Source organism: Streptomyces sp. NPDC031497 (assembly GCF_055580905.1).
Map to the genome: position 1 here is coordinate 83,635 of NZ_JBVIKO010000022.1, position 13,199 is coordinate 96,833.

Genomic DNA, 13,199 nt, shown 5'->3' on the forward strand with positions numbered 1-13,199 from the left:
CCCGCGTCGCCGCAAAAGCCACTTCACGGGCGCGCGCTGCCGGGCTGGTCGCCGGTGGAGATCGGCCCAGAGTTGTTCCCGCCGATGGCGATCGAACGCTCCCCCGACGCGGACACCGTTCCCGGCGCCGATGGGGCTGCAGGCTGCGTGGGAGTAGGCCCCCCGACCACTGGCTGAGCGGGCACCGGAGCGTCGCCGGTGGAGAGGGGGCCGGAGTTGCTTCCCCCGATGGCGACTGCGCGGTCTGCCGTGGCCTGCGCCGACGGGCCGGACAGCGTCTGCCCCTGGGTGGCGAAGCCGTGGCCCCACAGGACCGTCAGTGAGGCCATGGCCGCGCCCAGCGCGACGGCCAGAGACCAGCGGATCGCGGGGTCCTTCAGCAGTGATGGCAGCACCACCGCCCCGCACAGCCATGCCGGCACAACGAAAGCCGCCGCCGTCGCCAGCCCCGCCACTGCCCACTTGAGGTTCTGTCCCATACCGTCCCTACCGTGCTAACCATCCGTGTCCACCACCACAATCGCAGCAACATCCCGGTCTTGACCGGCCTTTGTACACCAGAGCCCGATAAGGCCGAGCCCCAGGCGCTAGGACCGCTCGCTGCGGCAAGCCCGCAGCGGCTGGTACCCCGGCGTTCAGTGATGTCTCCGCCGATACAAGTGGCCTGAAAGCAGCCAAAGACTGCTAAGGACCTGCCGGAAATTAACGTGTTGCTTCGCGTGGTTCCGATCGTTGATCTGGCATGGGTGTGTCTGGTGTAGTTCGTGATCAACTGGCCGTGAAGTTCGAGGTGTTGTTTCCGCATCTGGACGAGCGGCAGCGGCGGCTGTTGATGGGGGCCGAGGCCCGGATCGTGGGGCGCGGAGGTGTTCGGGCGGTTGCGCGGGCGGCCGGGGTGAGCGAGGCGACGGTCCGTAAAGGGGTGGGCGAGCTGGAAGCCGGCGAGGACCCTTTGAGCCGGGTGCGCAGGTCTGGCGGTGGCCGGAAGAAGGCCGTGGATCTTGACCCTGGGCTGCGGCCTGCGCTGCTGGCACTGGTGGAACCCGATGAGCGGGGTGATCCGATGTCGCCGTTGCGGTGGACGGTGAAGTCGACCAGGAGCCTGGCGGCGGAGCTCACCCGGCAAGGACACAGAGTCGGTGCCGACACCGTCGGTGTTCTGCTGCGCGAGGAGGGCTTCAGCCTGCAGGCAGGCGCCAAGACCCTCGAGGGCAAGCAACACCCGGACCGCGACGCCCAGTTCTGCTACATCAACGAGCAGGCCAAAGAACACCTGGCCGACGGCCAGCCGGTGATCAGTGTGGACTCGAAGAAGAAAGAACTGATCGGCGACTACAAGAACGCAGGCCATCAGTGGCGGCCGCCCGGTGAGCCAGTACTGGTCAAGACGCACGATTTCCTGGACCGGCAAGGACCGGGGAAGGCGATCCCCTACGGAATCTACGACGTCGCAGCGAATACCGGCTGGGTGAGCGTCGGCACTGATCACGACACCGCAGCGTTCGCGGTCGCCTCCATCCGCCGATGGTGGCGGGCCCGGGGCCGGCATGACTACCCCGCTGCCGAACGCCTGCTGATCACCGCGGACGCAGGCGGCTCCAACGGCTACCGCACCCGCGCCTGGACAACCGGACTCGCCGCCCTGGCCGCCCAGACCGGCCTCGAGATCACCGTCTGCCACATGCCACCGGGCACCTCGAAGTGGAACAAGATCGAGCACCGGCTGTTTTCCCACATCTCCATGAACTGGCGGGGCCGTCCGCTGACCAGCCACGATGTAATCATTGCCAGCATTGCAGCGACCACCACCCGCACCGGGCTGACCGTCCACGCCGAACTCGACCCCAGCACCTACGACACCGGCATCAAGGTCACTGACAGCGACATCGACGCTCTGCCAATACACCGGCACCGCTTCCACGGCGACTGGAACTACACCCTGCGACCTCGGCCCGACATCACTGCGGCCCAAGCCCCACGGCCGGCCAGCAATTCGTCCCCACAGCCCTGCACCGGGAATCTGCGCAGTCCAGAACTCACTGGCATGCCCGAACCTGCACTGGATGAACTCATCGGCCAACTGTCGCATTCACTGGAGGAGTTACCTGAGCGGGCCCGGTTCCAACAGCGAGGAGGTCAACGAGTCCGTGCTCGTGGGGCAGGCGGCCAAGACAAGCTGACCACCTCCGACAGAGTGCTGGCCACCGTGCTCTACCTACGCAAAATCGGCACCCGAGACCTTCTGGCTCAACTCTTCGGAGTCAACGGCAGCACCCTCACCAGAGCCATCCACCAAGTCCAGCCCCTCCTGGCCGAACACGGCCGCACCGTCCCACCCTCAACAGCCAGGTTCCGCACACCTGCCGACATCAGAGCGTTCCTCGCCAACAGCATCCCCGCAAAGACCAAACCAGCACGTTAATTTCCGTCAGGTCCTAACGACTCGGTCCGCGATTGAGGCCAGGACATGTCGGCGTGCCGGGTCGGCTGGTAGTTGATCAGCAGGCGGTCTGCCGGGCGAGCACCAGTTCGATACTGGGTTTGCGGCGGGTCGTCCGACCCGCCAACTACACCGGACGCTGCGGCCGCGCATCGGTGTCCGGCCGGGCGAACTGCGCGGTATAGCGGGCACGGTGCCCGTCCGGCAGGCCCGTCTCCTCCGCCTCGGAGACCAGGGTATGCAGGTGCGAGCCGGCCTCTGCGGGCTCCAGCCCCGTAGACAGCGGTCAGTTCGGCCACGCCTTCAGCCCAGGGATGGACGTCGTCGGCTGCCCACCAGGGGTTGCGCCGCCCGTCCAGCAGGTCGGTCAGCAGTCGCAGGGCATCGATGAAGTTCGACTTCCCCGCATTGTTCTCACCCACCACTACGTTCACACCGCGCCGCAACGGAACATTCATGTCGAGCAGCGACTTGAAACCCTTGGCTCTGACCCGCCCAGATACAATGAGCCTTTTCCAACCTCACGTTGAGGGTGCGTGATGGAGAAGACTGCAGTGCTTCCTCGCATATGGTTGCCCGACTGCGTCGTGACGTCGGCGTGGTACCGGAGATCAGCTGCGGTCTTCGGCGCTGTTGTCGGTGATCGCTCGGAACAGCTCGCGAGCCCGCTCGCAGAACTGCTCGACCTCCGTGATGTCCGGCTCGTCACCGTCCGCCAGCATCCGAGCCTGGAGCTGCTCGGAGCGCAGCCCGCCGTAGCGGGCCCGCACCTCAGCGGTCACCGGCTGGACCGCGATGTGCAGGTGCTTGCGCGCGTCGCGGCCGTGCGACCACATGCAGACGTAGGTCTGCTCGGGCTGGCACAACGTCTCCACGACACGAGCGGTATCGCGCAGCAAGGGGCCGAGTTCCGCCGCTGCTGTGTCGTCGAGCTCAGCGATGGCCACGACGTGCTCCCGCGGACCGACGATCAAGGTGCCGAGATTCATCGGACCGACGACGTGGTTCACCACCCAAGCAGCGGTCTCGTGCAGGACGCCCCCGGGCAACTCCCGGCGCCCGGTCAGAAGGTCACACCCAAGACACCCCGTCACATCCACGCGCACCAGCCTATACAGAGTCCGTAGCGATGATGTCGACGGCCAACTTGGTTGATGAATAAGCCGGTTGGCCTGCGCACGCGATGAAGCTCCTGGTAGACGGGTTCACGACCAAGATCGCCCGTGCCGCCAGGAGCTTCATGTGCTTGTCTACCCGTCTGCCCTCGACCTGTCCACCCGGCACCTGCGGTTCCTGACCGACCGGTTGGCCACGCATCGGGCGGCGTGCGGGACTCGGTGGCGCCGGCTGTCCGCCGGCCGCCAGGCGCTGCTGGTGCTGGCGCACCTGCGCCTGGGGCACACCTACGCGCAGCTCGCGGCCAGGTTCGAGGTGGGCGTGAGCACGGTGTACCGGTACATCACGGAAGCCGTCGGTCTGCTCGCGGTGCAGGCGCCCAACCTCGCCACGGCGGTGACGGCCGCCTCGGCAAAGGCGTTCGTGATCCTGGACGGGACGCTGCTGCCGATCGACCGGATCGCCGCCGACCGGCCCTTCTACTCCGGCAAACACAAGAAGCACGGCATGAACGTGCAGGTCATCGCCGATCCACACGGGAAGCTGCTGTGGGCCTCACCCGCCCTGCCCGGCGCCGTGCACAACATCAAGGCCGCCCGAACCCACGGCATCATCGACGCCCTCACCGAGGGGGGCCTGGCCTGCTGGGCGGACAAGGGCTACCAGGGCGCGGGCGGCACCGTGCGGGTGCCCTTCCGCGGCCGGTGGGACCGGCTCTCGGCAGGTCAACGCGCGGTCAACACCGCGCACGCCCGCATCCGGGCCCTCGGCGAGCAGGCCATGGCGACCTTGAAGACCTGGCGCCTGCTGCGGAAACTCCGCTGCAGCACCACCCGAATCACCAGCCACGTCCAAGCCATCCTCACCCTCCACCTGACCTGCTCAAACTGAGGTTGGCAAAGGCTCAATATGCCCCTTATCTCCCCATGAGAGGGAGCGTACCTGGTACCCCACCAGGCCGGGGCGGCATCGGACTCCCCGCCGCACCCGCGGGCGCCCGGACCTCACTCACCGGCGCCCAAGTCGATGTTGAACGGATAGCGTCAGACCGTCGCACGAGTCAGGAACGCCATCCAGCCTGCGACCGCCGCGGCATGCCCTCGCCACCAGGAACCTGATCGGACCCCCCTCACCCCGGGCTGCACCTCGTGCAGGTGGTGGCTGCCCGCCTTGGCTTAAACGTGGCCCAGTTCCCTTGCCACGCCGGAACGCGGCTAAGCGGATGCCGGTTAGGCGCGAGGCAGCGGCTCGACAAGCAGTGCGTCCATGGGCTTGCTGCGATGGGGGCGCAACACTTTCCGGCCGGAGAGGTAGTGCACCGGTTGGTCGTGGTTGGGGAGGATCGTGATGGCCAGGGCGGCACCGCCGTCGGCCAGGTCAATGCCCCCAGGTCACCGTCTCGCCCAGGATGAGGACGTCGGCGAGGAGCTCGAGCAGTTCCGGTTCGTCGTTGGCGACGCGTCGCGACAGCAGCCGCCGGCGGCTCTCGTCGATTGCGACGCAATGATGGTGGGTCTTTCCAGCGTCGATGCTGGCCCAGATCGCGGCCGTCGATCGGACCGGGGCTGACCACGTTGACGCGGATCTGGCGGGGAAGCAGCTCCCGGGCCAGGCTGCGGGTCATGGAACGCACGGCCGCCTTGCCGGCCGCGTACGCGCTGAGCATCGGAAGTCCCAGCACGTTCGCCACGGACGTGCTGAAGACTACGCCGCCGCCCTCCGCCAGCAGCGGGGCGAGCTTCTGCACCGTGAAGTAGGGGCCCTTGGCGTTGATGGCAAGCAACTGGTCGAAGAGCTTTTCGCTGGTCGCCTCGAACGGCGCGGAGCCGTTGACGCCTGCGTTGGCGAACAGGGCGTCGACCGTGCCGAACTCGGTCTTCACCGGTCGGCCAGCGCTTCGATGCCGGGCAGCGGACCTGCGTCGCTGCGAACCGCGATCACGCTCTCACGGAGCTGGCCGCGCGCGGCGTCCAGGGCAGCCTGGTCGCGTCCGGTGATCAGCGCACGTACTCCTTCGTCCACGAGCAGATGCGCGGTGGCCAGGCCGAAACCGCTGCTGCCACCGGTGATCACTACGTTCTTGCCCTCGTACTTGCCCATGTCGGACACACTCCATCTGCGGAAACGGTTGGGGGTGTCATCCGAGCGGTCGAACCGTCCGGACGACGTCGAGTCAACAGCCGTCTGGAGCGTGCGTCCAAGACTCGTTCTGCCACCCCGCCATGCAGGAACTGCATGACGGGTAAGCTGCTGCCATGCACGACGAAGCCCCGCCCTCACCGACACCCCGTACAGCCTCTGATCTTGATCTGAGGCTGGTGCGGCACTTCACGGTCGTCGCCGAGCATCTGAACTTCACCCGTGCCGCCGCGGAGTTGCACGTCGCGCAGCCCTCCTTGAGCCGCCAGATCCAGCAGCTGGAGGACGCCCTCGGCGTGCGCCTGCTGGAACGCACCACTCAAGGAAGCCACCTCACCGCGGCCGGTGCGGCCTTTCTCCCGCAGGCCCAGACGCTCCTGCACACGGCACGGCAGGCGGCGCTCACCGCGCAGGCCGCCGCACCGCCGCGCACGATCACCATCGGATACGTCGACGACCTGGTCATCACCCCCGCAGTGCGGGACCTGCGCCACCGTCACCCCGACGCCCACGTCCGCACCCGCCACCTGGACTGGGACGAAGTCCGCGCCCTGCCCGAGGGCAGGGTCGACGCGCTCGTCGTGCGCACGCCGCTCCCGATCCCGGACGACGGCCTGGACGTCACCGCCCTCTACGACGAACCCCGGGCGCTCCTCGTGTCCGCGTCCCACTGCCTCGCCGGCAAGGAGTCGGTGACCTTGGCCGACTTCACCGACGAACCGCTCGTGGCCTGTGCCGGTATGGCCGCACGGTGGACGGGTCTCTGGCGGCTCGATCCCCGACCGGACGGCAGCCCGGCACCGCTCGGCCCCCTGCTCGTCGACACCTTCGAGGACAAACTCGAAGTCGTCGCCGACGGCCGGGCCATCGCCCTGGTCCCGGCCGACGACCCGCGCCGCACACTCCGCGACGACCTCGTCACCGTCCCCGTCGACGGAATCGAACCCTGCCAGGTGGTGGTCGCCACCCGCTCCGCAGACCCCAACCCGCTCGTCGCCCGCTTCCGCGAATCCGCCAAGAACCTCCTCGTCCGCGAGGCCTGAGCCGCCCGGTCCGTAACCACAAGGCACGGCTCTGTGGCGTCCGACAACGACGGGGCGGCGGACGTACTGCTATCAGGCATCTCACCCAGCCAGCCACGGGCGGAGCCAACCGGCCAAGAGGGCGCGTTGAACCGCTCCGGGTGTATGGGAGATGGACGGTCCCGGCCCTCAGCCCTTGCCGGAGTGCGCCGTAGGGAAGGCGCCCGCTGCTCTGAGGGTTGCGGAGAAGCCGCCGGCCAGTTCGGTGAGCCGGGCGGTCGCGGGCGGGCCGAGGTGGTCGTACGGAGCGGCATCAAGTCGGTCGGTGAGCACCTCGGCCTCGCCGCGCAGGGTCGGGCCCGCCTGCGTGAGATTCCCTGCCTCGTCCAGCAAACCGCGCTCGCGCAGCCGCTCCCGGTCGGCGTCCTACCGCCGCGCGGATCGCCCGCGGGTCCGCATGAACAGTGCCGATGTCGGTGCCGTGCCACAGGCGTTGTGCAGGACCCGCGCCTCGATGCCGGACAGGCGGGCGATCGCCAGGGCGCCAGGGTAACCGTCACGGCCCTGTTCTCGTGTAGCTACGGCCAGGTGGCGTGTAGCTCTGAGTAACTACACGTTGCTGCGGTCGCACTGCTGAAGGGCGGCGAAGTCAGCGTGGGCCGCCTCGACGGCCTCGGGATACGCCTCGCGCTTGGCGTGCTCGGCCAGGGCCCGGTAGACGCTCGCCACGGAGGGGTGCTGTCCCTTGCGCTTGCCCGTGGGGATGATCAGATCGGGCTGGATCTGCTCGACGGACTCGCCAAGGGCCCTGCGGCGGAGGACGGTGTGCAGCATGTCGTCGGTGATGACCGGGGGCCGGCCGCCGTACTTGCCCTTGCGGGCTGCGGTGTCGAGCCTTTCGAGCGTCGACTCCCGAATGTTCTCCCGCTCGGTCTCCGCCATCGCCGCGAAGAACGCGAACAGCAGTTTGCCTGGGCCGCTGGGGTCGTACAACCCCGGCAGCGGCCCGGCGAGCATCTCCAGGACCAGGCCGTGCGCGGTCAGATGGTCCGCGAGAGCGGTCAGCTCTGCTGCGTCTCGCCCCAGCCTCTTCATCTCGTACACCGTGAAGATCACACGGCAGTGCGGGGCGTGAGCCTTGATCTCCCGCGCGGTCTTGAGCGCCTCCTCGAACTGCGGGCGTACGCGGATACGGGTGCTGATCTTCTCGCTGAAGATTTTGTCCCGCGGGATGCCGTGCTGGGTGAGCGCGTCGAGCTGTGAGTCGAGTTCCTGGCTGCGGTGCGAGCATCTCGCGTACCCGATGCGGATGTCCGCGCCCGGCACGTCCGGGTCGATGGGAGCCGGCGGCGGGGTGCCGGGCCGCCACGGCTGTCCGGGGGTGCGGTCGGCGGGGGTGGGCACCCGTAGGAGTTTGGCGAGCCGGGGCACCTTGGTGAAGCGGCCAGTGTGGTAGGCGGAGGCGACCGCACCGGAGCGCGAGCGGCATGGCGAGCCCGGCTGTGCGCCGCACTTCGGGCAGGGTCGGCGTTCGACATCGTCCGCGTCCGACAGGCCGGATGCGGAGAAGTCGTGAGGGTCCGTCATGACCCTGGATTTTCGCACAATGCAAGTCTCAGAAGAGGGTCCGTCCTGCTTTTGAGTGAGAACGGGTTTTGAGAACTGATCCGCGATCACCAAAGGCCCCGGCGCCTTGTTCTTGATCTTGCTCGGGCAAAGGGTCGTTTATGAGACATCTCCGCAGACATGACAGATCGTCAAGACGCGTGTCGACCGCTAGGGTACGAGACCGATGGTATCTACGACGATCTACAACACCGATGATTGGAGCAGCACTTGATGCGGGAGGATCTGCCCACGCGTCCCGAGACGCGTAGCCCGGAGGAGACACGGCCGGGTGATGCATTGCCACCCGAGGGTTCCCCGGCCGGCCAGGATCTGTCGGCCCGGCCTGGTCGCGGCTGGACACTGGCGTGTGTCTCCATTGCGACATTCATGCTCATGCTTGACCTCACGGTCGTCAATGTTGCTCTACCTGACGTACGGGCGTCGTTCCACTCGTCCTTCCCTGCTCTTCAGTGGGTTCTCGACGCCTACGCCCTGGGGCTGGCGGTGTTTTTGCTGACGGCGGGATCATTGGCGGATAAAATGGGCCGCAAACGTGTTTTCGTCATAGGCTTCGTGATTTTCATCGTCGCTTCGTTGGCCTGTGGGATCGCTCCCAACGTGGGCATATTGTCGGCCGCGCGCGGTGTCCAGGGAGTCGGGGGCGCGGTGCTCTTCGCTGTTGGACCGGCACTGATCGGGCAGGAGTATCACGGCAAAGACCGTGGCAAGGCGTTCGGGGTTTTCGGTGGAGTGGTTGGCCTCGCAATAGCCTTCGGCCCTCTGGTGGGTGGTGCGCTCACCGCTCTGGACTGGCGGTACATCTTCCTGATCAATGTGCCCGTCGGCATTCTCGCCCTGACTGTCACCCAGTTGCGGATGCGTGAGTCACGTGAGGCCAGTCCCCGGCCGGTCGACTGGGGAGGGGTCGCTACGTTCTGTGCGGCACTGGGGTTGCTGGTCCTGGGATTCTTGCGGGGGGAGGACGAAGGCTGGGGAAGTGGGCCCATCGTGGGTATGTTTGCCGGGGCGGTCGTACTTCTCGTTGTTTTCTTCGTGATCGAGCGTCGGCTCGGCGATGGGGCGATGCTGGACATGCCTCTGTTTCGCAATGTGACGTTCGACGCCCTCTCTGCCGCCACCGTTCTATGCGCGGCAGCTACCATGTCTGCGATTTTCCTGGAGATTTCCTATGTGCAGAACGTCCTGGGGTTCTCGCCATGGGGGGCGGGCGTTCGTTTCCTGCCGCTGACGCTGACCCTTTTTGTGGCGGCAGCCATAGCTGGCGGTTTGACAGCTAAGGTGCCACCGCGTGTCCTGGTGGGGGGTTCGCTGCTTTCCATCGCTGTCGGGCTCTGGCTGGTTACCCTGGTGGGCCCGAACGATCGATGGACGGCGCTCCTTCCGAGCATGATCGTCACCGGACTGGGAATGGGGCTGTTCAATCCGCCTCGCGCTTCTCTTTCCATCGCCGTCGTCGAACCCTCCAAAGCGGGAATGGCCTCCGGTATAGGTGAGACGTTCCAGCAGGTGGGCACCGCAGTGGGCATCGCGGCGCTTGGAGCATTCTTTCAGGCCCGTGTCAGTCATCTTTTCGATGTTTCGGCCGCCGGCCGTGCTCTGGGCGGCCACGCCGGCGACGCTGTCGCCGCCGGCGGCGGTGCCCACCTCGCCTCGCAGACACAGGGGCGGGAGACGGCGGCTCACGTGGCTCTCGCGGCCCGTACCGCCTTCGCACACGGCTTGAGCGACGTAATGATGGTGTGTTCCGCAGTCGCGCTCGTGGGCGCGCTCGTGGCCTTCGGTTTCATCCGCCGACGGGATCTGCACGAGAGCGCGCTCTGAGACCGCTCGTGGAGTGACTTCGCTCCATGCAACTCCTGCAACACGCGGCTGCGGGGGAACGGGGACGCCCGTTCCCCCGCAGCCGCGCAGCCGAAGCGAAGTCTTGTCTTCGGCTGACATGCTTGCTGAATGCGTAAGAATCGCACGCAATCGCCGTCAGATGATTTCCGCACAGCACTTCAAGGAATGATTATGGATAATCCACTGGATCCAGCCGACCGCACGCCCGAAGAATTCGAATTCCCGCTTGCGCAGAGCACAGGCTATCTACTGCAGAAAGCCGGAGGGCTACTCATTCAAGATGCCGAAAAGGCCCTGAAATCCAATGGACTGCGTTTGCGATATTACTACATCCTGGCCGTACTGGGCAGCAATGAAAAACTATCGCAGCAGGATTTGGCAAAACTGCTCAACCTGGACCCCACAACCGTGGTGGCCGTGATAGACGAAATGGAGCAGAACGCCCATGTGGAGCGGCGGCGCAACCCACATGACCGGCGCCGGTACATCCTTCATCTGTCGGAGAGTGGACGTGAAGTGCTGGAGACGGCATCGCGTGCTGTGGACGAAGTGGAGCGGCGCTTTCTCTCCGGGCTTCCGGCCGAGGATCGCGTCCGGCTGAACGCGATCCTCGGCCGAGCGCTAGCCGACCGGTGGCCCCGGGTCATCGCTTGTGACTGAGCGTCGCACACCCAGCCCTCGTCACACATGCGGCAACCGGGATGGACTGCTGCCGTGTCTCACACGGAGCTGAGTGCCACTGGACTCGCCCGGTTAGTTAGTACCTGAGGGCGTACTTTATTCGCCGAGTGAGAGAATTGGACCGTTTAGCTGAGTGGGCGCGTGCGTCCGCTTCAAGGAGCTCGGTGGCCTTCCTCACTCTTTCCTGCGCTATCTCGGCGGCCTCAGCCACCGGCATCACGAGCGGGAGGTCAAAGATCTGCACGATCTTCTCAATGCGCTCGGCAACGCTTCCGCCGATAACGTGATACGGGATGTCGAGTTCGTCGAGGGTCTCGATCAGCAGTGTGTCCGAGAGATGGCGAAACGACTCCGAAACGGGCCGATGACCGTCGGATCGAAGTGGAAACTCCACGGGCAAGTGTATATACGCGTCATACGTCTTTTTAGCTCTTGCCTTGACGACGATTCCATACGCATTCATGTACTGCTTGTAGAAACTCCGGTAGGGGAGCCCTACCGCCTTTTTCACGGTCCTCAGCGCCACTCCAGCACCGGGATTGATCCCGGCTTGCATTCGGCCGACGCCATAGATCCACTCATGGATTACTGACCCGTCCGATACGAATGATCCCTGCTGGAGCGCCTCGTGGTGAATCCGTTCTTCGAGTCGGCGCAGTCCCAGAGCGATGAGCTCACTCGCTGAAAGTTCTTCGAGCTGTTTTCCCGGAGCGATACCCTGAATGAGCTCTCGGGCCGTCAGGGCGTGAGTGCGGGGTATGCCGGTGGCGACGGACAGGGCTTCCGTGGTCGTGGACTTACCCGTTGAATAGGTCCCGGATACTGCGAGCCTGATGGTCACTTCATTTTCCTGTCTGTGGAGGGTGTCTGGGTCAGCTGACTACGTTGGCGGTTCCCGCTGCTGCAGGCAGGGCATGAGCCAGTGAGAACGAGCCTTCGACACCCAGCAGGCGGGCGTCCAGGTCCGCCATGCGCCACTTGGCGCCACGCATTTCCCGAAGCCGGGAGGACGCTGTCGACAGAGCGCAGATGAACGGGTTATGGATCGGTTGGTACGGCGTCTTCTGCTCTGCCGAAAATCGACGCATCCACAGGGTGGAGGTGTCTTCGCGTGAGACACCGTCCACCTCGTAGAGGAGGGCCTGCGCCACTTGAGCCGCTATAACAATGCTGTCCACGATCGACAGCGTCGGCAGGTACTGGGACCCAAGCCCGCATACGATGTCTCCAGGCATGGCGGGGAAGACAGTTGCGAGCCCCTGTGCCCTACCGTTCTCCGGGGAGAGGCGCACACGCTCAATCACGCGGATCGCAGATTTGTGCCCCTCTCCGTAGTACGGGTTCCATAAAGTACCCAAGATTTCGGCCGCGGACTCGAATGCTGCGGGCTGCTCCAGCAGACTCCCGGATTCGTGCTCAACCTGCATCCGGACCTTTATCGACCCCACGCGGCAGTCGAATGATGTCACCTCGTCACCCAGCGAATTCCTCTGCTCTGCGCTCCCGACCACCCGGCCGCTGACCGGGATCGCGGAAAGGTCCAGAGTCGGTTCACTGGCCGCCCGGGCCTCGACGGAGCGGATCCACGCCCGCGAGCGCTGATCGGCATTCAGGCCGTACACGCGGCTCAGGTAGCACTCGGCCAACTGCGCGGCGAGAACTACCGCGTCGATGCTGCTCAGATGCGGACGCAGTTCACCGGTGGAGCGCTTGGTCGACCAGTCCTTCGGATACGAAATGTCTCCCGTGGCCTGTACCGATCCGTCCGCCCCGAAAGTGATGGCGCACAGCTTTTGTTCGACTTTGGTCAGTCCCTCGCCGAAGTACCGCTGGGAGGTGGGGCCGAGAATGTCCTCTATGCTCCGATAGCTAATATCGGACATATGGGTTAACTTTGTCACTTACTCATCCGATCGCCGTGGGCCACATACATAACCGTTAGGTATTTGACCATCGGCACGGCGTGGAGCGCGCAAGATTCGTGCTTACTCGCATGACGTGACACTCGTCACTTCGCTGAGCGCAGACGGTACGAACCGGATGCTCCGGGCTATACCGACGCCGCCGGAGCCACGGACCCGTTCGGCCAACTGGTTGGAGCTGGCACCTGGTCGCCTTCTGCTCGCGCGCAGGGCGGCACCGAGGATCTCGCGGGCGTCGTCAACCTGGTCCAGCACGGCGAGCAGGGCCTCGGCGCGTCTCGACGGTGTGGCGCCACGCACAGAAGGCCTCTCAGGGCCCGCACGCGCCCCCCACGCGCGCAACGAACGCGAAGGTCACGCCCAACAATGATCGCGGGCCGGCGACCTGACGACGTCCCGCCCGAGATC

The 13,199-nt window shown here is 65.7% G+C and carries 11 protein-coding genes and 3 pseudogenes; 5 read left to right on the forward strand and 9 right to left on the reverse strand.

The annotated features are described in order from the left end of the window. Positions 1-23: 23 nt before the first annotated feature. Positions 24-479, reverse strand: coding sequence for a hypothetical protein (locus ACZ5K7_RS35515; protein WP_468920159.1), 456 nt, complete (start codon positions 477-479; stop codon positions 24-26). 263 nt (positions 480-742) lie between these two features. Here ACZ5K7_RS35515 and ACZ5K7_RS35520 point away from each other — a divergent pair, with 263 nt between their 5' ends. Beyond that, the gene (locus ACZ5K7_RS35520; protein ID WP_468920161.1) at positions 743-2,422 is read left to right on the forward strand and encodes an ISAzo13 family transposase; all 1,680 of its coding nucleotides are present in this window, start codon (positions 743-745) and stop codon (positions 2,420-2,422) included. Here ACZ5K7_RS35520 and ACZ5K7_RS35525 read toward each other — a convergent pair. Both ACZ5K7_RS35525 and ACZ5K7_RS35530 read right to left on the reverse strand, forming a co-directional pair. Then, positions 2,419-2,946, reverse strand: a complete 528-nt coding sequence (locus ACZ5K7_RS35525) for an AAA family ATPase (RefSeq protein WP_468920343.1) — start codon at positions 2,944-2,946, stop codon at positions 2,419-2,421. The genes ACZ5K7_RS35520 and ACZ5K7_RS35525 overlap by 4 nt on opposite strands. A gap of 105 nt (positions 2,947-3,051) precedes the next feature. Next, entirely contained in the window at positions 3,052-3,387 is a 336-nt protein-coding gene (locus ACZ5K7_RS35530; protein WP_468920163.1) for a hypothetical protein, read from the reverse strand. 295 nt (positions 3,388-3,682) lie between these two features. On the opposite strand from ACZ5K7_RS35530, the gene ACZ5K7_RS35535 reads away from it, so the two are divergent. Further along, the gene (locus ACZ5K7_RS35535; protein ID WP_468920166.1) at positions 3,683-4,447 is read left to right on the forward strand and encodes a transposase family protein; all 765 of its coding nucleotides are present in this window, start codon (positions 3,683-3,685) and stop codon (positions 4,445-4,447) included. Between the two features lie 383 nt (positions 4,448-4,830). Here the strand turns inward: ACZ5K7_RS35535 and ACZ5K7_RS35540 are convergent. Beyond that, positions 4,831-5,098, reverse strand: a pseudogene (locus ACZ5K7_RS35540) (IS110 family transposase); the annotation flags it as partial. Between the two features lie 7 nt (positions 5,099-5,105). Continuing rightward, positions 5,106-5,656: pseudogene (locus ACZ5K7_RS35545) on the reverse strand (SDR family NAD(P)-dependent oxidoreductase); the annotation flags it as partial. A 155-nt stretch (positions 5,657-5,811) separates the two neighbouring features. Here ACZ5K7_RS35545 and ACZ5K7_RS35550 point away from each other — a divergent pair. Then, a complete protein-coding gene (locus ACZ5K7_RS35550) occupies positions 5,812-6,738 on the forward strand; it encodes a LysR family transcriptional regulator (RefSeq protein WP_468920169.1) in 927 nt (308 codons plus the stop codon). Between the two features lie 168 nt (positions 6,739-6,906). Here the strand turns inward: ACZ5K7_RS35550 and ACZ5K7_RS35555 are convergent. Then, positions 6,907-7,128 (reverse strand): annotated as a pseudogene (locus ACZ5K7_RS35555) (helix-turn-helix domain-containing protein); the annotation flags it as partial. Between the two features lie 198 nt (positions 7,129-7,326). Next, on the reverse strand, positions 7,327-8,304 hold the full coding sequence (locus ACZ5K7_RS35560; protein ID WP_468920172.1) for a recombinase family protein: 978 nt from the start codon (positions 8,302-8,304) through the stop codon (positions 7,327-7,329). A gap of 252 nt (positions 8,305-8,556) precedes the next feature. Here ACZ5K7_RS35560 and ACZ5K7_RS35565 point away from each other — a divergent pair, with 252 nt between their 5' ends. Together ACZ5K7_RS35565 and ACZ5K7_RS35570 are read left to right on the forward strand one after the other, a co-directional pair. Next, positions 8,557-10,167, forward strand: coding sequence for an MFS transporter (locus ACZ5K7_RS35565; protein WP_468920346.1), 1,611 nt, complete (start codon positions 8,557-8,559; stop codon positions 10,165-10,167). Positions 10,168-10,296: 129 nt separating this feature from the next. Then, a complete protein-coding gene (locus ACZ5K7_RS35570) occupies positions 10,297-10,848 on the forward strand; it encodes a MarR family winged helix-turn-helix transcriptional regulator (RefSeq protein WP_468920174.1) in 552 nt (183 codons plus the stop codon). 97 nt (positions 10,849-10,945) lie between these two features. On the opposite strand, the gene ACZ5K7_RS35575 is transcribed toward ACZ5K7_RS35570, so the two are convergent. Next, complete coding sequence (locus ACZ5K7_RS35575) at positions 10,946-11,710, reverse strand: ATP/GTP-binding protein (RefSeq protein WP_468920176.1); 765 nt, start codon at positions 11,708-11,710, stop codon at positions 10,946-10,948. A gap of 31 nt (positions 11,711-11,741) precedes the next feature. Next, the gene (locus tag ACZ5K7_RS35580; protein WP_468920179.1) at positions 11,742-12,752 is read right to left on the reverse strand and encodes an AvrD family protein; all 1,011 of its coding nucleotides are present in this window, start codon (positions 12,750-12,752) and stop codon (positions 11,742-11,744) included. Positions 12,753-13,199: the final 447 nt, after the last annotated feature.